Origin of the sequence: Shinella sp. HY16 (genome assembly GCF_028534175.1) — a bacterium.
In the GTDB taxonomy this organism is placed as follows: Bacteria; Pseudomonadota; Alphaproteobacteria; order Rhizobiales; family Rhizobiaceae; genus Shinella.
This window is the reverse complement of the sequence record NZ_JAHYXL010000005.1, coordinates 130,182-147,590: the sequence shown is the minus strand read 5'-3', so window position 1 is coordinate 147,590 and position 17,409 is coordinate 130,182. Positions and strand designations below refer to the sequence as shown.

Sequence of the window (17,409 nt, the reverse complement as noted above, 5' to 3'; positions counted from 1 at the left end):
TTCCGCGAGCATGGCGGACCCGGCCTATTTCACTTTCAATCCGGGCAAATGCCGCCGCCTTAGGTGAGTGTTAACGAACTCCGTTCAATTTTACCGATCACGAGCGCGGTTCTCGCGCCGGCTGCCATGAAGGCGCGTTTTTTCCTGACATTTGCTGTGCCGAGCCCATGCGCGCAAGACGCGTGCCGTTCGGCAATGGAATACTGGGGGGTTTCCTTGAGCACACGTTTCAATCTCATGACCAAAATTCTTTTGGCCGCCTCGCTCGCCGTCATTGCGGCCTTCTGCGGCTTTTCGGTCTATATCGACAGCCTTCAGCGAAACACCCTCTCCAGGGAAGCAGCGGCCGAAATCGAATCCGCCGGCGAGCTGGCGGCTACCGGTATCGCCAACTGGCTGAATGCCCGCGTCATGCTGACCGAGCTCGCCGGCGCCGGCGTCACCCGGGCGGAGAATACCGAGGACATCCTCAAGGGTTTTGACAACGCGCTGCTCAGCCGCGAATTCGCCCTCGTCTATTTCGGCGGCGAGGACGGCACCATGACGCGCATTCCCGCCGCGACGATGCCGAAGGGGTATGACCCGCGCAAGCGTGGCTGGTACAAGGACACCGTCAGGCTCGACGCACCGGTGCTGACCGATCCCTATGTCGATTCCGCCTCGCAGAAGCTCGTGATCAGCGCCACCGCTCCGGTCAAGCGCGACGGCAAGCTGCTCGGCATCGCCGGCACCGACTTTCCCCTGCAGGGACTGCTCGGCATGATCGGCGAGGTTGATCTTGGCGGCATGGGTTCCGCCTTCCTCGTCAACAAGTCCGGCACGGTCCTCGTGCATCCCAACGGCGATCTCGTCGCCAAGCCGCTGACCGAGGTGTTCCCGCAGGAGACCCCGTCCATCGAGGCGGCCGGGCTGACGGAAACCGAACTCGACGGCAAGCGCGTCCTCGTACGCTTCGTGCAGGTCACCGGCCTGCCGGTGCTCGACAGCTGGTATCTCTGCCTGATCGTCGACCGCGACATGGCCTATGCCGGCATTTCCGAATTCCGCATCGCCGCCACCATCGCCACTGCCGTCGGCGTTCTCGCCATGATCGGCGTCCTTGCCCTTCTTCTGTCGAGCCTCGTCGTGCGGCCGGTGGTGCGCATGACCGGCATGATGAGCAAGCTGGCGCGCGGCGACGTTTCCGAGACCATCCCGGACGCCGGACGCACCGACGAGATCGGCCAGATGGCCGCCGCCGTCACCGTCTTCCGCGAAAACATCATCGAACGCGGGCGCCTTGCGCGTGCAGCGGAAGAGAACCAGGCGCTGAGCGAACAGGAACGCCGCGAGCGCGACGCGATCAAGGCACAGGAAGCAGAGACCGTCGCCCAGGCCGTCCAGACGGTCGCCGACGCGCTGGGCCGTCTTGCCGACGGTGACCTCGTTTCCCGCATCGACACGCCCTTCGCCGGCGACCTCGACCGCCTGCGCATCGACTTCAACAACTCCGTCACCCGTCTGCACCAGGCCATGTCGACGGTCGGCGAGAAGGCTCTGGCGATCGACGGCGGTGCCAACGAGATCCGCGGCTCCGCCGACGCGCTTGCCCGGCGGACCGAACAGCAGGCCGCCTCCGTGGAGGAAACCGCCGCCGCGCTGGAAGAGATCACCACGACGGTGAAGGATTCCACCCGCCGCGCGGAAGAAGTCGGCTCGCTCGTCTCGCGCACCCGCCAGGGCGCGGAAAAGTCTGGCGACGTCGTCCGCCGCGCCGTCTCGGCCATGCAGGGCATCGAAAAATCCTCGCACGAGATCTCCAACATCATCGGCGTCATCGACGACATCGCCTTCCAGACCAACCTTCTCGCGCTCAATGCCGGCGTCGAAGCGGCCCGGGCAGGCGAGGCGGGCAAGGGCTTTGCCGTCGTCGCACAGGAGGTGCGCGAGCTTGCCCAGCGCTCGGCCAACGCGGCCAAGGAGATCAAGGCGCTGATCACCGCCTCCGGTGAGCAGGTCCGCTCCGGCGTTTCCCTCGTCGACGAGACGGGCGCCGCGCTGGAAGCCATCGTGCGCGAGGTGCAGGAGATCAACGGCCATGTGAACGCCATCGTGCTTGCCGCCCGCGAGCAGTCGACGGGCCTGCAGGAGATCAACACTGCCGTCAACACGATGGACCAGGGCACGCAGCAGAATGCCGCCATGGTGGAGGAACAGACCGCCGCCAGCCACGGCCTTGCCGGCGAGGCAGCAGCACTCTCCGCGCTGCTCGCCCAGTTCCGCCTCGACAGGGCACGGAACGCGCCGCAGGCAAGCCGACAGGCCTACGCCGCCTGACGGGGCGTCATACCGATCCACGATCCTAGCCCCCTGCAGCCGCTGCAGGGGGTCTTTCTTGTCCGGTCAAGACCCATCCAATGAAGCGTGGGTAACCGCGTCCGCGACAAAGCAGTACCCGCAGCGGTGCGCGCGCGTGGCGGCGGCAGACCGCATGCCCCTTGTCTCGGCTAAACGAAAACCATCACGCCTGCATAGCCGATCGCGATCAGGACCAGCCCCACGACAAGCATCGGCATCAGGCTGCTGCCATCGGCGTCCCGTCCGCTGACATGCTCGCCGGAAAACACCAGGGGCTTGCGGGTTTCTTCCTTGTTCATGCACCTCTCCTTTTAATGTGGCAAACTATATACCACTTTAAAACGGCGCGCGACGTGACAATTTAACACCGCAGCAGAAGGAGCATTCGTGCCCCCTCGCTTGGGCGAGGCAGATGTCGATGCCGATTGAAATTGCCATGCTTTTGGACGACAAGAATGCATGACAAAATGGCACCCCGATCCCGGCCAGCTGCGACGGCCCGTCTATATCTCCCTCGCGGACCAGTTTACGGCGGCAATCAAAAGCGGCAAGCTTGTCAAGGACGACAAGCTGCCGGCGCACCGGGATCTCGCCTACGACCTGAAGATTTCGATCCAGACGGTGAGCAAGGCCTATGACGTGCTTGCCCGGCGCGGGCTGGTTTCGGGCGAGGTCGGTCGCGGCACCTATGTCAAGGCAGGCGGCGTCGCACCCCCCTCGCCCTACATTGCGGAGCGGCTGGCAAACGAGATCGACCTTTCGATCGTCACACCCATCTGCACCCCCTTTCACCTCAAGCAGATGAAAGACGCCCTGCACCTGATCGGCGACAGCCTCTCGCCTGCGGCGGCTTTATCCTTCCGGCCCAACACCATCTTCCCGCGGCACAACGAGGCGGCCGCCCGATGGCTCTCCACGCTCGGCGTCGAAACCACGCCGCGCAACCTGCTCGTGACGAACGGCGCCTCTTCGGCTTTCGCCGTCGCCCTCCTTTCGGCCGCAGGGCCTGGCGCGATCCTTGCCGCGGAAGAGATCTGCTATCACGTGATCCGGCCGCTCGCGGACTATCTCGGCATCCGGGTCCGCCCGATCGCCGCGGACGCCGACGGCATGGTGCCCGAAGCGCTGGAAGAGGCCTGCCTGCGGGACGAGGTGCGCGCGGTCACCCTCCAGCCCAATCTCGCCAACCCGACGGCTTCGCTGATGCCGGAAGGCCGGCGCCACGCCGTCGTCGAAACGGCCCGCAGACACGACGTCACGATCATCGAAAACGACGTGTTCGGCCCGCTCCTCTCCCGTCGCCCGCGCCCGATCGCGGCGCTGGCGCCCGAACGGACGGTTTACATCACGGGCTTCACAAAGGTCGCCCTCCCCGGCCTGCGCATCGGCTATGTCGCCGCGCCGGATCATCTCGCCGCCACGATCGCCAATCGGCATCTGATGGCAAACTGGATGACGACGCCCGTCATGGCCGAGATCGCCACACTGTGGCTGGGCGATGGTACGATGCAAGCACTGGTGGACTGGCAGCGCGAAGCCCTCGGCCAACGGCACCGCATCGTCTCCACGGCGCTGGAAGGCGCCGCCTACCGTGCGCATCCGGAAGGGCTCCATTTCTGGCTGCCGCTTCCGCCGGAGCACGACGAGCTCGCCTTCGTTTCCCAGGCGCGCACCCGAGGCGTGGCCGTCGCACCGAGCACGCCGTTCTCCCTGTCCGGCAACCCGGCAGGCGCCGTCCGGGTATCGGTCGGCGCAACCGAAGCGGACGAGTTGCGCGCGGGCCTCGACATCCTCGCCTCGTTGCTGCGCGCCGCACCCGACCGGAGCGTTCTGGCACTCTGAAGCCCCGCAATACGGTCGCAAAACAGCCAGGCGATTTTGCACGACACACGCAGGAAATTGACATGTGTCTTTTTCCCAGATTGACATGCATTTCCTCCCACGGCTGAATGCCCTGCACAAGACTATGGCGGAGCGTGCATGATCGAGGAGATCCAGCATCAATCAACCTTGGAGGCCCGTGCCACGGCCCGACGCATCGGCCTGATCGCGCTTGCCACGGACCATACGGTGGAAGCGGATTTCCGGCGCCTCGTCGCCAGCGACGGCATCGCCGTTCATGTAACGCGCGTCGGCTATGCGAACCCCACGACGCCGGAAAACCTCCGCGCGATGCATCCCCACCTTTCTGCTGCCGCCACCCTGCTTTTGCCGGACGAAGAGCTCGACGCCATCGTCTACGGCTGCACCTCGGCCTCGGTCATCATCGGCGAGGAGGCTGTCACAGCCGCCATCCGCGAGGGCAAGCCGGGCGCCACGGTCATCACGCCGGCCGGCGCCGCCGTCCTGGCGCTACGCGCCCTGAAAGCACGACGCATCAGCATCCTGACACCTTACATCCGCCAGACGGCCGAACCCATGCAGGCCTATTTCGAGGCGAACGGCTTTGGCGTCGATCGCCTCGCCTGCCTCGGCATGGAGGACGACCGCGACATGGCCCGCCTGCCGCAGGCCGAGATCATCCGGCTGGCGGCACACATCGCCGCGGCCGGTACCGAAGCTCTTTTCATCGCCTGCACGGCGCTGCGGGCGGCACAATGCGCCCCCGAGATCGAACGGCAAACCGGCCTGCCGGTCGTCACCAGCAATCTGGCGGCCGCCTGGGCCGGCCTGCGACAATGCGGTGTCGCGCCCGACCCCAGGGCCGCAAGCCGCCTGCTCGCGACCGCCTGACACTCCAGTTCCGCCAATCAGGATGCCTCCTCATGATCGAACTTCCCTTCGCCCTTTCCGAATACAGAGCCCGGCTCCAGGCCATCCGCGCGGAGATGGCGCAACGCAATCTCGATCTCCTCGTCGTCAACGATGTCGCCAACCAGCACTACATCACCGGTTATGACGGCTGGTCCTTCTATACGCCCCAGGTCGTGCTGGTACCGCTCGCCGACGAGGAACCCGTCTGGATCGGCCGCGCCATGGATGCCGCCGGCGGCCTGCTGACGGCCTGGATGAAACAGGAAAACATCGTCGGCTTCCCTGAGGACCATGTCCAGCGGGCCGACCGTCACCCGATGGACTGGATCGCTGCCTGGATCAGTCGGAAGGGCTGGGGCCGCGGCAATATCGGCATCGAGCTGGAAGCCTATTACTATTCGCCAAAGGCCCATGCCCGCCTCACAGCAGGCCTGCCGAACGCCACCTTCCACGATGCCGACCTGCTGGTGAACTGGATCCGCAGCGTCAAGTCACCGGCCGAGGTCGATTATCTGCGCAAGGCCTCGCGCCTTGCCGAGGCCGCGGTGCGCGCTGCCTATGACACCATTGCGCCCGGCGTGCGCGAATGCGATGCCATCGCCAAAATTCAGGCGGCGCAGGTTGCGGGCGCGCCGGACTTTGCCGGCGACATCACCGCCCTGCCCCCGACCATTCTCGCCGGCGAAAACGCCTCCGCGCCCCATGTCATGTGGAGCGACCGGCGTTTCGGAGAGAACGAGACCGTCGCGCTGGAACTTGCCGGTGTCGTGCGCCGCTATACGGCCGGCCTTGCACGAACCCTCCAGCTCGGCAAAATGCCGGTCAAGGTGAACGACACGAGCAAGGCGGTTCTCGAGGGCATGGAAGCCGTTCTTGCCAGCATCGGACCAGGCGTGACGGCCGAGGCGGTGGAAGCGAGCTGGCGCAAGGTGATCGAGCGCCACGGCCTCAAGAAGGAATCGCGCATCGGATACTCGATCGGCGTCGCCTATCCGCCGGATTGGGGCGAGCACACGATCAGCCTGCGCCCGGGTGACACGACCATTCTGAAGCCGGGCAACGTGCTGCACTCCATCCTCGGCATGTGGATGGACGGCTGGGGCATCGAGGTCAGCGAGACGATCCTCGTCACCGAAACCGGCTGCGAGACGCTGACCAACTTCCCCCGGGACATTCATGTCAAGGCCTGAACCCGACACGGCGGCAGTGGACGCGGCCCTCGCGCGCCGGATGATCGAAATCCGGCGCCATCTCCACCGCAATCCCGAGCTTTCCAATGCGGAGCGCGAGACGCAGGCCTATTTGAAGCACGCGCTGGAAGAGGTGGGCCTCGGCCCGGTCCGGCCGGTCGCCGGCTTCGGACTGGCCGTCGATATCGTGGGCACCGCTGGCCCCTCGAACCGCAAGGTCGTCATCCGCGCCGATATCGATGCGCTGCCGATCAAGGAAATGTCGGGCGAGCCGTTCACCTCCGAAAAGCCGGGCGTGATGCATGCCTGTGGCCATGACGCGCACGCAGCCATGGGCTATGCCGCCGCCGTCCTGCTGGACAGGCGCAGACAATCCTTCAGCGGCACCGTGCGGCTGATCTTCCAGCCCGCCGAGGAGGCGGAACCGCTCGGTGGACGGCGGGTCGTCGCGGAGGGTCTTCTCGACGATGTCGACGCAGCGATCGGCATCCATGTCGATCCCTATACGCCGACCGGCAGGATCGCGGTCGGCGCCGGTCCCTATACGCTCGCCTGCGATATTTTCGACATCGTCGTGACCGGAAACTCCGCACATGCCGCAAGGCCCTCCGACGGCATCGATGCCATCGCCGTCGCCTGCACGATGGTGACGGAGTTGCAGAAGATCGTCGCGCGGGAAATCGATCCCTACGATCCCCTGGTGATTTCCGTCACCGGCATCGAGGGCGGCGGCGCCTACAACGTGATCGCTGCCGAGGCCCGACTGAGGGGCACCATCCGCAGCGGCCACGAGGAAACCCGGCAAAAGGCCTGGCGCCGGCTGCGGCAGATCCTTGAAGGGGTGGCGGCGGCGCATGGCGCAACCGTCACGGTCGATCTGCAACGGGGTGAGCCGCCAGTCGTCAACGCACCGGAAATGGTCGAGATCGTCCGCCAGGCCGGCAGGGCGATCGTCGGAGCGGACAACGTGCTGTCAGCGCCCGGATGGACCGCCGCCGACGACTTCGCCTTCTACAGCGAGAAATGCCCGTCGGTCTATTTCCGCCTCGGCATTCGCAACGAGCAGGCCGGTGCCATATACCCCCTTCACCACCCGCAGTTCCGCATCGACGAGGCCGCCCTGCCACAGGGTGCCGCGGTGCTCTGCGCCACAGCCGAAACCTTCCTCAAGACGATGTAATAAGGAAGACGCAGGCCTGTCGTCCGGTCAGTCTTGCCGCGCCAAGGGCGGCGTGCCGTTTGCGCGCTCCGGCGGCATGCCCTCAGCACCGTTCATCTGACGGCATGCCGGCTTTCCGATCTGCAGCAAACAGCATACCGTCAAGCCGCAGGCACATGATCGGCGCCACAAAAGCACCTTGGCAGGGTGTCGGAATTCCTGCCTGCCGTTCGTCTTCATGCAGACATGCTATGGAGGACAACATGACGATCACCATAACAGCCTTTGCCCAATCGCCTGATCGCGGTCGGGGTCTTGCGCGTGACATGCGCCTTCGCTGGGCCCTCGAGGAGGTGGGCCAGCCCTACGCGGTCCGTCTCCTCACGTTCAAGGACATGAAGGAGCCGGCGCATCTCGCGCTTCAACCCTTCGGACAAATCCCGACCTATGAGGACGGCGATCTCGCCCTGTTCGAAACGGGAGGCATCGTATTCCATATCGCGGAGCGCCATGCTGGCCTGCTGCCGGAGGACGCCGACGCCCGGGCACGCGCGATCAGCTGGATGTTCGCCGCGCTGAACACGATCGAGCCGCCGATCCTCGACCGGGAAATGCCGACCTACACCGAGCGCGACAAACCCTGGTATGCGGAACGTCTGCCAATCCTGGAAAGCCGCATCCGCACACGGCTGGACGCGCTCTCCCGCCGGCTCGGCGATGCGGACTGGCTCGACGGCGCCTTCAGCGCCGGCGACCTTCTCATGGTGACCGTTCTGCGCCGGCTGGAGGGATCGGGCGTCCTTGAGGACTATCCGCGCCTCTCCGCCTACATCACCCGCGGCAAGGACCGCCCCGCCTACACGCGAGCCTTCGACGCACAACGGGCGGTATTCACCGCAGCCTCCGTATGATGGTGCTGGTTCCGTTCGCACCCGTTCATTTCACTCCTCTTCTCGGCTGGTTTCCAAGCCATGCCGATCTTGTGCAATGGGGCGGTCCCCTTCTGGAGTTTCCCCTGTCGCACGGTCAGCTCGAACGGATGCTGGCGGAAGGCAGATCCGATCCGCCGGCCCGGCTCTGCTGGACGGCAGTGTTCGACGGTGAGCTGGCGGGTCATGTCCAGCTGGCCTTCGACTGGCGCAACGGCAACGTCGTGCTCGGTCGCGTGGCCATCGCGCCGGAAATGCGCGGCCGGCGTCTTGCCGGCCGGATGATCGCGCTGGCGATCGACAAGGCCTTCGGCTTCCAGGCGATTGAACGGCTGGAACTGAACGTGTTCACCTGGAACACGCCGGCCATCCGCACCTATGAAGCGCTGGGCTTCACTCTGGAAGGGGTCCGCAGAGCATCCGCCCGCGTCGAGGGCGAGCGCTGGGACACCGCCATCATGAGCCTGTTGAGAACCGAACTCTCCAGGGCCACCGCGCCGCACGCAGGCGGTTAAGAAGAAGGCCCACACAGGCGACGACGCGTGGGCCGGCTTCTACAGTTTCGCCCTCGTCGAACGCGGCGTGGAGAGGAGGATGCTCGTTTCACTGCCCGTGATGCCCGGCACGAGGCGGATCTTGCGCAGGACGGCGTCGAACTCGGCAAGGCTCGAGGCGCTCAGTTCCACCAGCAGGTCCCAGCGGCCGTTCGTCGTGTGGATCTGCGAAATCTCCGCGAAGCCACCGAGCGTACGGATCACGCGGTCGGTTACATGGCCTTCGATCTCGATCGTCATCACGCCGCGAACGACATCTTCGAGGGCATCGGCGCGCAGCATCACCGTATAACCGAGAATCGTGCCGTCCTGCTCCATCCGCTCGATGCGTGCGCGCACGGTTGCCCGCGACGCCCCGGTTTCCAAAGCGAGATCCGAAACGCTCCGGCGCCCGTTGCCGCGCAGCAGCGTCACGATCTTCTGGTCGAGCTCGTCCATGCCAATCTGGCTCCTCGGCTTTCCATTATGGTCAATATGGCATTCCGAGATGCCAAAATTCAATATTCAATCTGCCGTTCAAGGCTTCTAGAATTTGGAAAACCAATAAGGAGTACGTCATGGAGTGCACGCTGATCGGCGCCCCCTTGCAAATCGGTGCAGGACAGCTTGGCTGCGAGATGGGGCCGAGCGCCCTTCGCATCGCCGGCCTTCGCACCGCGCTGGAGGAGCTTGGCCATACGGTGAAGGACACCGGCAACCTTACGCCCCGCGCCTTCGACGAGATGCCGCACCCGAACGCTGCCGTGCACCATCTCGGCGAGACGGTCGCCTGGGTGGAGGCGCTGTCTGCCGCCGCCTACGAGCACAGCAAGGCCGGCATGCCGATCTTCCTCGGTGGCGACCATGCGATCTCCGCCGGCACCGTTCCGGGTCTGGCACGCCGCGCCGCCGAACAGGGCCGGCCGCTCTTCGTGCTCTGGCTGGACGCCCACACTGATTTCCACAGCCTTGAGACCACCGCCAGCGGCAACCTGCACGGCACGCCCGTTGCCTACTATACCGGCCAGGCAGGCTTTGAAGGTTATTTCCCGCCGCTCGCCCATGCCATACCCCCGGAAAATGTCTGCATGATCGGCATTCGCAGCGTCGATCCCGCTGAACAGGTCGCGATCCGCAGGACCGGCATCACGGTCCACGACATGCGTGTCATCGACGAACACGGCGTCGCCGTCCTCGTGCGCACCTTCATCGAGCGGGTCCGGGCTGCAAACGGCCTCCTGCATGTGAGCTTCGACGTCGACTTCCTGGAGCCCGACATCGCACCGGCCGTCGGCACCACGGTGCCGGGCGGGGCGACGTTCCGCGAGGCGCACCTGATCATGGAAATGCTGCACGACAGCGACCTGGTGACGAGCCTCGACATCGTCGAACTCAATCCGTTCCTCGACGAACGCGGCAAGACTGCGAAGCTGCTCGTCGATCTTGTTGCCAGCCTGATGGGCAAGCGGGTGATGGATCGCCCGACGCTTGCAGGCTGAGCCCGGCTGTTCTTCTGGAGGGAAAATGAACACTGATCCGAAATTGAACGTGGTTCCGTTCGTCAGCGTGGACCACATGATGAAGCTGGTATTGAAGGTCGGCATCGACCGGTTCCTGACGGAGCTGGCGGCGACGATCGAGGAAGACTTCCGGCGTTGGCCGGTCTTCGACAAGACCCCGCGCGTCGCCTCCCATTCCGAGGAGGGCGTCATCGAACTGATGCCGACCAGCGACGGGACGCTCTATGGCTTCAAATATGTCAACGGCCATCCGAAGAACACGCGCGACGGCCGGCAGACCGTGACGGCCTTCGGCGTGCTGTCGGATGTCGGCAACGGCTATCCGATGCTGCTCACCGAGATGACGATCCTGACCGCGCTGCGTACCGCCGCGACCTCGGCGGTGGCGGCAAAATACCTGGCGCGGCCGAATTCTCGCACCATGGCCATCATCGGCAATGGCGCGCAGAGCGAATTCCAGGCGCGCGCATTCAAGTCGCTTCTCGGAATCGACAGGCTGCGCCTTTTCGATATCGACGCCTCGGCAACGCGCAAATGTGCCCAGAACCTTGCAGGCCTCGGCTTCACCATTGAGGAATGCCGATCGGTCGAAGAGGCCGTGGAGGGCGCCGACATCATCACCACCGTCACCGCCGACAAGCAGTATGCGACGATCCTTTCGGACAACCATGTCGGCCCCGGCGCGCACATCAATGCCGTCGGCGGCGACTGCCCCGGCAAGACCGAGCTCAGCAAGGACATTCTGCTGCGCTCCGACATCTTTGTCGAATATCCGCCGCAGACACGCATCGAAGGCGAGATCCAGCAGCTGCCGGCCGAGCACCCCGTTATCGAACTCTGGCAGGTCATGACCGGCGAGACCGAGGGCCGCAAAAGCGCCGACCAGATTACGCTGTTCGACAGCGTCGGCTTCGCCATCGAGGATTTCTCCGCGCTGCGCTACGTGCGGGAGAAGATCGCCGAGCACGGCATGTTCGTGGAACTCGACCTGCTCGCCGACCCCGACGAGCCGCGCGACCTCTACGGCATGCTGCTGCGCTGCGAGAAGAAGCTCAACGCAGCCTGATATGCGCTCTCACCCGGCTCGTGGATTGCCGAGCCGGGTGACAGCACCTCTCCTGGACGCAATATCCACGATTTGTTCCGGCCCGGGCGGGGCAGCACCTCTGGAAGCGATCAGGCCTTGGCACCGATACGCCCCCGCACCACCAAAAGCCCGACGATGGTCACGGATGCAAAGGCCGCGCCGGCAAGGAAGGTGGCTTCCGGCCCAAAAGCGTCCCACAGCGCACCCGCCAGCACGCTTGCTGCCAGCAGGGCGAGGCCGGTCACGAGATTGAACATTCCGAAGGCCGTACCGCGCAAATCCGCCGGCGCGACATCCGCGACAAGGGTTGCGAGCAGGCCCTGCGTGAAGCCCATGTGCAAGCCCCAGAGTACGACGCCGACGGCGAGCGACGCCATGCCGGTTGAAAACGCCAGCACGACATCGGCGAAAACAAGAAGAAGCAGGCCGGCGATGAGGATGCCGACACGGTTCATGCGATCGGAAAGCACCCCGACAGGATAGGCCGACAGCGAGTAGGCAAGGGCCATGAGCACCAGGACTGCCGGAACCATCGCAAGCGGCAAGTCGAGCGACTGCGCCCGCAGGATCAGGAAAGCCTCGCTGAAGCGCGACAGCGTGAACACAGCCGCGATGCCGACGATCCACCAATAGCTGGCGCCAAGCCGCGCCAGTTCGCTTCGCCGAAGGGGCATGCGCACAGGACGCGCACCGTCCTTCCGCTCCGGCTCCCGGACAAAGACCAGCAGCACGACGACGGAGAGGAGCGCCGGCACGACGGCCACCCAGAAGACTGTCGGAAAGTGGTCAGCCGTCAACCACATCAGCGCGATGGCAAGGAGCGGCCCCAGGAAAGCCCCGATCGTATCAAGCGACTGGCGCAGGCCGAAGCTGGCGCCGCGCAGTTCGGGCGGCGCGATGTCCGCCACCAGCGCGTCGCGCGGCGCACCGCGGATACCCTTGCCGATACGATCGATGAAGCGGGCGGCGACCATCCAGTCCAGCGTCGATGCCAAGGGAAAGATCGGCTTGGTGAGCGCGGCAAGGCCATAGCCGAGTACCGCGAGAAGCTTGCGCTTGCCGAGCCAGTCGCTCAGCGCACCGGAAAAGATCTTGGTGATCGAAGCCGTCGCCTCGGCGATGCCCTCGACAATGCCGACAGCCAGCGTCGAGGCGCCGAGAACCGTCACCATGTAGAGCGGCAGAAGCGCGTGGATCATCTCCGACGAGACGTCCATCAGCATCGACACGAAGCCGAGCGCCCATATGCCCGACGGAATGCCGCGCCAACCGGCTCCTTTACAGCTCGTCGCTGCCGCGTCCACCGGCGAACCCGCCTTGGCCGTGCCCATCACCGGTTCTCCTGCTGGGCATCGAAGACACGCTGCGCATAGCCGTCGAGCAGCGTCTCGCAGCCACGAAGGCGTGCTTCGGCCTCCGCGGCCAGCGGAGCGCCATAAAAGTCGAGCTTGCGAATCTTCTCGAACCAGCTCTGAAGCTTCTTCAGGTCGGCATCCTCTTCCTCAAGCTCGGCATAGGTAAATTTTTCGATGGCGATTTCCTTGGCGATCTCCACCTCGAACTCGGCGCAACGACCGAGGAATTCACGATACTGCTCGTCGCGATCGGCCTGGAAGCGGACGATGACCTTGTCCTCCTGCATCCGGTCGAGTGCTACGGTTTCCAGGATCACCGCGTCGCCGCCCATCGTGGCGATGTCGTTTTCCATCATCTTCAAGCGGCGCACGTGTTCGTCGGTCTTCGGCAGGAGGCAGACGCCGTTCTGGAGATAGACCGCTCCCATCCCCTTCAGCTTCCGCCACAGCGCCACCCGCTTTGCGGCCGGATCGGGCGGGACCTTGTAGGTCAGGAGAAGCCAGTGGAGAACAACCATGGCTTCTCTGTAATGTAACCATCGTAACAAATCAACTGCTGCGACAGGAGTATCGCTTCATCATCCACCTCCCCAAAACAGGAAACCGACGCGGTCCTGGCCTAGCGAAACGGCTCGATCGGCGCGGCCTCGCCGCGGGCGGCCAGTTCCGCCAGAAGAAGCGCACCGAGACCGGCGATGCAGAACCCCACGGACAAGGGGAGGGCTGTGCCGTCATAAAATCGGCCCATGCCGACGGCGAAGAGCGTGGCAACAAGACTTGATCCCGATGCGATCAGCGACGCACCAAGGCCCGCCACCTGCCCGAGGGGACGCATGGCCATGGCATTCAGGTTGCCGAAGAGCACCCCGATGGCAAAGAAAGCTCCAAAACCGAGCACCATCAGCATGGAAAGCGGCGGGCGACCACCCCAGAACATGCATGCGATCACCATCAGGAAACCGGCCGCGGAAAGCCCCGCGAAGCCGGCGCGCGCCATTCTATCCATGCCATAGCGGTGCACGAGCCTGGCATTGACGAAGGACGCGAGCCCTACCCCGGCGGCCAGCCCGGCGAAATAGAGCGGGAAGGCCTGCCTGATCCCATAGGCATCGAAGAACAGATCGGCCGCCGTGCTGAGATAGAGGAGCTGCGCCCCGAAGACGATCCCGGTCGCGATGAACAGCAGCACAACCCGCCGGCTGGACAGGATGCGACGGCTGTTCAAGACCAGCAAGCCCAGCCGAAACGGGATGCGCCGTGCCACCGGCAGGGTTTCCGGTTGACGAACGGCGAGCCAGAGGCCGAGCAGACCGGCGATCACCAGATAGGCGCCAAAAACGCTGCGCCAGCCGCCGAGAGCGATCAGGCCCTGCGCCAGAGCGGGGGCGAGCATCGGCACGAGAATGAAGAGGGTGAACATGAAGGACATGACGCGCGCCATAGCCTCCCCCGCGAACTGGTCACGGATCATCGCGCGCGTGGCGATCTTCGGACCGGCGACACCGATGCCCTGCAGGAACCGGCCCAGGATCACCATGTCCAGCGAGCCCGCCTGCATGGCGACAACGGTCCCGGCCCCGTAGACGCAGAGGCCCAGTAGCAGCGCCTTCTTCCGCCCGATCGCATCGGAGAGTGGCCCGAGCAGCAGCTCGCCGAAGGCCATGCCGAAAATGAACAGCGAGACGATGTGCTGGGTGGAAAGCGGGGGCGCCTGCCCGACATCCGCCCCGATCTCCCGCAACCCGGGCAACAGCGCGTCAATGCTGAGGGAGGTCAACGAGGTCAGGAGAGCATAGAGGAGGATGCGTTCGCGAAAGCTGATCAAGAACAGGCCTTGCGGAAAATGGAAACGATCACCCTGCCCAATAGCATGTTTCGCTTGCGGAACGTGCTACTCTCGGTGAAATTCCCGGCCTGCAAAATCCGCTAGCGGCGGGCGCAATGCCGGGCGGTCCTTTCGCTGCCCTAGCGGCAGAAACGTCAGGCAACGAGCAACCCCCATACGCGCAAAAATTGACGGCTTGTGAAGACCTCTTCCCTAGGATTGCCGCGGCATCCATCCAGCGGGGACGGCGATGAAATCGGTGGCGCGTGCTTTTGTCCTTTTCGCCTTCATGGCTTTGCTTACGCTCCATGTCGCCACCGGCTTCCTTGCGAGTTTCACCGAAAAGGTTCCCCGCGCTGTCACCGGCATCGATACGGTCATCCGGACCGGCCTCGTATCCTGGCTCGGCCACACCAACACCCTGGCCTTGCTGGCCTTCCTGACACTCCTGCTGCCGGCCGCCGTCTGCTTGCGCGCCCTACAGGCCGGCCGATCCGTTCACCCGGAACCGGTCATCATCAAACCGGCGCGCATGCAGCGCATGGTCGATCGAGCACCCAAATCCGACCTGCGTCCGCAGGACAGGCAGCTGCTGGCCAATATTCTCGAGGGAGTCGTCGGGCAAGTCGCGCGGGAACACGAGATGCTCAAGGCCAATGAACGGCCAAGCCCCTTCGTGCGGCTCGTGCCTCTGGTGCCGATCCCTCCGGATGGGCCGCCGCACAGCTGGTTCGGCGGCAACCCGTCGCTGCCCGAAGGCACCTCCTGGCCGATCCTCAGCGGTAAACCGGCGGCATTCCTGGCGCAGATCGACTGCGCCGCCCTTCCCGCCGACCTCTGGGGCGGCGCGGGGCCACGCAACGGCTGGCTTTCCTTCTTCCTCGGCTACGAGAACGGCTATCTTGCCGCAAGGATTCTCCACACCCGATCCTACGGCGCACCGGCGGAGCCGCCTTTCCCGATCGAGTTCGAGTGGTTGTCGCTGCATGAGGCTCCCGGCACGGACTGGACATCGCTGGTGCGAAAGGACGTTCCGAAATGGCCGGTTGCCGTGGTCCGGGTTCCCTCGACGGTGCAAGACCCGCGGGTGCGGACGAAACCCGGTTCCGACGACGAGAGCGATCCACGCTTCCTTCGATACCACACGGGTTTTGACCTGAACGAACCCGGCTGGAAGCCATTCGACGCCGCAAGCACGCTTCTCATGCTCGATACAGCCACGGCCCACGCCCGCGAGATGGCCGGGCGCCGGCGAAGGAACCTCGACAAGGCGACAAAGACGCTGGATCAGCTTGCCACCCAGCCCGAGCGCTTCGACAATCCCAACACAGCACGAAAGTGGGCGGAGGACGAGAAGGCCCGATCCGCGCGAAGCATGGCGGCGTGGGACGCCTGCCTTTCGCACGCCGGAGCGCTTCGGGCGGCGGCAGAACGCGAGATCGCGTCCGGATCTCGCCTGGAAGCATTGATCGACGACCTGATCACTACACTCGCGGAGATCACGATTCCGGACGGAAATGACGCACAGCCGACGAGCGCCTTCCCCACCCGGTGCCCGCCGGAAGCCGCCACCTGCTGGCTGACAAGCTGGGCGACGCTTGCGCAGCATCATGCAACCTTCCTCTACGCCGCCGATCCTGCTGCGCTTCCGCCGGCGTGGCGGAAAATGGTCGAGAAACAGGCGGCCCACGATGCGCAGCGCGAAATGGGATCAATGCGCGACGTGCCAGACGGCTATGTCCACGAATTCGCAATGGGACAGGACGTAACGCTGCTGCAACTGCCCACCAGCCGCCTGATGAACTGGATCTGGGGCGATACCTACGATCTCGTGCTCACCATCGGCAAAGCCGATCTCGACCGGGGTAATTTCGGCCGGGTAAAGGTGCAGATCACGAACTAGGATCATCGCTGCAAAACCGAAATCGGATCGCGCTCACTTCCGCCGGACATCGAGACCCAGGGCCTCGGCGATGACGATCGTCTGGTCGATCGTGATGATCGCCTCCTTGAGGCGAACGTTTTCCGGTTCGATCGCACTGAGGTCGCTGCCCCTGAGATCGCAGGCGGAAAAATCCACGCCATGCAGCCACGCGCCGGAGAGATCGACGTCCCGCAGCGAGCCGGCCTTGCAGGAGGCACCCGTGAGATCCGCCTCCCGCAGGCGAACGTCCGCGAAGAAGGCCCGATCGAGCACAGCGCCTGGCAGGCCGACGAAGGACCAGTCACCTCCCGAAACCTGCATCTGATCAAACTCGCAGCCATCGAACATGCTGCCGACGAACTTGCACTGCGTGAAACGGCTGTCGAAGAACTTGCAGGACAGGAAAGTGCAGTTCACGAAGGCGCTCGCCTGGTGCGAGGACGCATTGAAACGGGCCCTCCGAAAGATGCATGCGTCGAAGACGGCGCCTTCACTTTGCGCCTCGGTGAGGTCGAGATCGGCAAACAGCGTGTTCGCGTGACGCTCGCGTTCGATCTGCCGGCCATACCAGTCCGCCCCGGCAATGGTGATCTCCGTCTTCGGCGCTGCTTCGCCGTATCGCCGTTCAGCCATGGTCGTCCATCTGCGATCTGATCGAGGGTGCCTGTCCTGCGCTCGAAGCAAGCGCTTGCTCGGATCATGCCGGATGGCGACGGGAAAGACGAGGCGCGCAATGCCGTCTGTCCACGGTCCTGATGCCCGGAACGGGGACTGCGCCATTTACCCTGCGAATTTA

General features: G+C 64.6%; 16 protein-coding genes. 10 read left to right on the top strand and 6 right to left on the bottom strand.

Going from position 1 to position 17,409, the window contains the following annotated elements; translation table 11 throughout:
* The first annotated feature begins 216 nt into the window (after positions 1 to 216).
* The gene (locus K0P03_RS31125) at positions 217 to 2,316 is read left to right on the top strand and encodes a methyl-accepting chemotaxis protein (protein ID WP_037406889.1); all 2,100 of its coding nucleotides are present in this window, start codon (positions 217 to 219) and stop codon (positions 2,314 to 2,316) included.
* A gap of 170 nt (positions 2,317 to 2,486) precedes the next feature.
* On the opposite strand, the gene K0P03_RS31120 is transcribed toward K0P03_RS31125, so the two are convergent.
* Positions 2,487 to 2,636 carry a hypothetical protein gene (locus K0P03_RS31120; RefSeq protein ID WP_165909408.1) on the bottom strand — a complete coding sequence of 50 codons (150 nt, stop codon included), beginning with the start codon at positions 2,634 to 2,636 and terminating at the stop codon, positions 2,487 to 2,489.
* A gap of 160 nt (positions 2,637 to 2,796) precedes the next feature.
* Here K0P03_RS31120 and ehuR point away from each other — a divergent pair, with 160 nt between their 5' ends.
* The 6 genes from ehuR (at position 2,797) to K0P03_RS31090 (ending at position 8,884) form a co-directional block, all read left to right on the top strand.
* A complete protein-coding gene (gene ehuR, locus K0P03_RS31115) occupies positions 2,797 to 4,179 on the top strand; it encodes a MocR-like ectoine utilization transcription factor EhuR (RefSeq protein ID WP_272791656.1) in 1,383 nt (460 codons plus the stop codon).
* Between the two features lie 138 nt (positions 4,180 to 4,317).
* Complete coding sequence (locus K0P03_RS31110) at positions 4,318 to 5,070, top strand: aspartate/glutamate racemase family protein (protein ID WP_272791655.1); 753 nt, start codon at positions 4,318 to 4,320, stop codon at positions 5,068 to 5,070.
* A gap of 32 nt (positions 5,071 to 5,102) precedes the next feature.
* Positions 5,103 to 6,281, top strand: coding sequence for a M24 family metallopeptidase (locus K0P03_RS31105; protein ID WP_272791654.1), 1,179 nt, complete (start codon positions 5,103 to 5,105; stop codon positions 6,279 to 6,281).
* Entirely contained in the window at positions 6,268 to 7,461 is a 1,194-nt protein-coding gene (locus K0P03_RS31100; RefSeq protein WP_272791653.1) for a M20 metallopeptidase family protein, read from the top strand. Before K0P03_RS31105 ends, K0P03_RS31100 begins: the two co-directional genes overlap by 14 nt.
* 242 nt (positions 7,462 to 7,703) lie before the next feature.
* Positions 7,704 to 8,351, top strand: a complete 648-nt coding sequence (locus tag K0P03_RS31095; RefSeq protein WP_272791652.1) for a glutathione S-transferase family protein — start codon at positions 7,704 to 7,706, stop codon at positions 8,349 to 8,351.
* The gene (locus K0P03_RS31090; RefSeq protein ID WP_272791651.1) at positions 8,348 to 8,884 is read left to right on the top strand and encodes a GNAT family N-acetyltransferase; all 537 of its coding nucleotides are present in this window, start codon (positions 8,348 to 8,350) and stop codon (positions 8,882 to 8,884) included. The genes K0P03_RS31095 and K0P03_RS31090 overlap by 4 nt, the downstream gene beginning before the upstream one ends.
* Positions 8,885 to 8,923: 39 nt before the next feature.
* Here the strand turns inward: K0P03_RS31090 and K0P03_RS31085 are convergent, their stop codons facing one another.
* Positions 8,924 to 9,361, bottom strand: a complete 438-nt coding sequence (locus K0P03_RS31085) for an Lrp/AsnC family transcriptional regulator (RefSeq protein WP_023517321.1) — start codon at positions 9,359 to 9,361, stop codon at positions 8,924 to 8,926.
* A gap of 119 nt (positions 9,362 to 9,480) precedes the next feature.
* On the opposite strand from K0P03_RS31085, the gene rocF reads away from it, so the two are divergent.
* Both rocF and ocd read left to right on the top strand, forming a co-directional pair.
* A complete protein-coding gene (gene rocF / locus K0P03_RS31080; RefSeq protein ID WP_024270482.1) occupies positions 9,481 to 10,401 on the top strand; it encodes an arginase in 921 nt (306 codons plus the stop codon).
* Between the two features lie 25 nt (positions 10,402 to 10,426).
* Entirely contained in the window at positions 10,427 to 11,488 is a 1,062-nt protein-coding gene (gene ocd / locus K0P03_RS31075) for an ornithine cyclodeaminase (protein WP_023512918.1), read from the top strand.
* 110 nt (positions 11,489 to 11,598) lie between these two features.
* On the opposite strand, the gene K0P03_RS31070 is transcribed toward ocd, so the two are convergent.
* The 3 genes from K0P03_RS31070 to K0P03_RS31060 form a co-directional block, all read right to left on the bottom strand.
* Positions 11,599 to 12,840, bottom strand: coding sequence for an MFS transporter (locus K0P03_RS31070; RefSeq protein WP_272791650.1), 1,242 nt, complete (start codon positions 12,838 to 12,840; stop codon positions 11,599 to 11,601).
* Entirely contained in the window at positions 12,840 to 13,382 is a 543-nt protein-coding gene (locus K0P03_RS31065) for a Chromate resistance protein ChrB (RefSeq protein ID WP_050745200.1), read from the bottom strand. Before K0P03_RS31065 ends, K0P03_RS31070 begins: the two co-directional genes overlap by 1 nt.
* Positions 13,383 to 13,483: 101 nt before the next feature.
* Positions 13,484 to 14,689, bottom strand: coding sequence for a multidrug effflux MFS transporter (locus K0P03_RS31060; RefSeq protein ID WP_272791649.1), 1,206 nt, complete (start codon positions 14,687 to 14,689; stop codon positions 13,484 to 13,486).
* Positions 14,690 to 15,116: 427 nt separating this feature from the next.
* Here K0P03_RS31060 and K0P03_RS31055 point away from each other — a divergent pair, with 427 nt between their 5' ends.
* Positions 15,117 to 16,592, top strand: a complete 1,476-nt coding sequence (locus K0P03_RS31055) for a DUF1963 domain-containing protein (RefSeq protein WP_272791648.1) — start codon at positions 15,117 to 15,119, stop codon at positions 16,590 to 16,592.
* Positions 16,593 to 16,625: 33 nt separating this feature from the next.
* Here K0P03_RS31055 and K0P03_RS31050 read toward each other — a convergent pair whose 3' ends face one another.
* The gene (locus K0P03_RS31050) at positions 16,626 to 17,246 is read right to left on the bottom strand and encodes a pentapeptide repeat-containing protein (RefSeq protein WP_272791647.1); all 621 of its coding nucleotides are present in this window, start codon (positions 17,244 to 17,246) and stop codon (positions 16,626 to 16,628) included.
* Positions 17,247 to 17,409 lie beyond the last annotated feature (163 nt).

What these genes read in the sequence shown, in the direction of transcription:
- K0P03_RS31120 (WP_165909408.1), bottom strand. Translation starts at nt 2,636, where the DNA reads ATGAACAAGGAAGAAACCCGCAAGCCCCTGGTGTTTTCCGGCGAGCAT.
- ehuR (WP_272791656.1), top strand. Translation starts at nt 2,797, where the DNA reads ATGACAAAATGGCACCCCGATCCCGGCCAGCTGCGACGGCCCGTCTAT.
- K0P03_RS31110 (WP_272791655.1), top strand. Translation starts at nt 4,318, where the DNA reads ATGATCGAGGAGATCCAGCATCAATCAACCTTGGAGGCCCGTGCCACG.
- K0P03_RS31105 (WP_272791654.1), top strand. Translation starts at nt 5,103, where the DNA reads ATGATCGAACTTCCCTTCGCCCTTTCCGAATACAGAGCCCGGCTCCAG.
- K0P03_RS31100 (WP_272791653.1), top strand. Translation starts at nt 6,268, where the DNA reads ATGTCAAGGCCTGAACCCGACACGGCGGCAGTGGACGCGGCCCTCGCG.
- K0P03_RS31095 (WP_272791652.1), top strand. Translation starts at nt 7,704, where the DNA reads ATGACGATCACCATAACAGCCTTTGCCCAATCGCCTGATCGCGGTCGG.
- K0P03_RS31090 (WP_272791651.1), top strand. Translation starts at nt 8,348, where the DNA reads ATGATGGTGCTGGTTCCGTTCGCACCCGTTCATTTCACTCCTCTTCTC.
- K0P03_RS31085 (WP_023517321.1), bottom strand. Translation starts at nt 9,361, where the DNA reads ATGGACGAGCTCGACCAGAAGATCGTGACGCTGCTGCGCGGCAACGGG.
- rocF (WP_024270482.1), top strand. Translation starts at nt 9,481, where the DNA reads ATGGAGTGCACGCTGATCGGCGCCCCCTTGCAAATCGGTGCAGGACAG.
- ocd (WP_023512918.1), top strand. Translation starts at nt 10,427, where the DNA reads ATGAACACTGATCCGAAATTGAACGTGGTTCCGTTCGTCAGCGTGGAC.
- K0P03_RS31070 (WP_272791650.1), bottom strand. Translation starts at nt 12,840, where the DNA reads ATGGGCACGGCCAAGGCGGGTTCGCCGGTGGACGCGGCAGCGACGAGC.
- K0P03_RS31065 (WP_050745200.1), bottom strand. Translation starts at nt 13,382, where the DNA reads ATGGTTGTTCTCCACTGGCTTCTCCTGACCTACAAGGTCCCGCCCGAT.
- K0P03_RS31050 (WP_272791647.1), bottom strand. Translation starts at nt 17,246, where the DNA reads ATGGCTGAACGGCGATACGGCGAAGCAGCGCCGAAGACGGAGATCACC.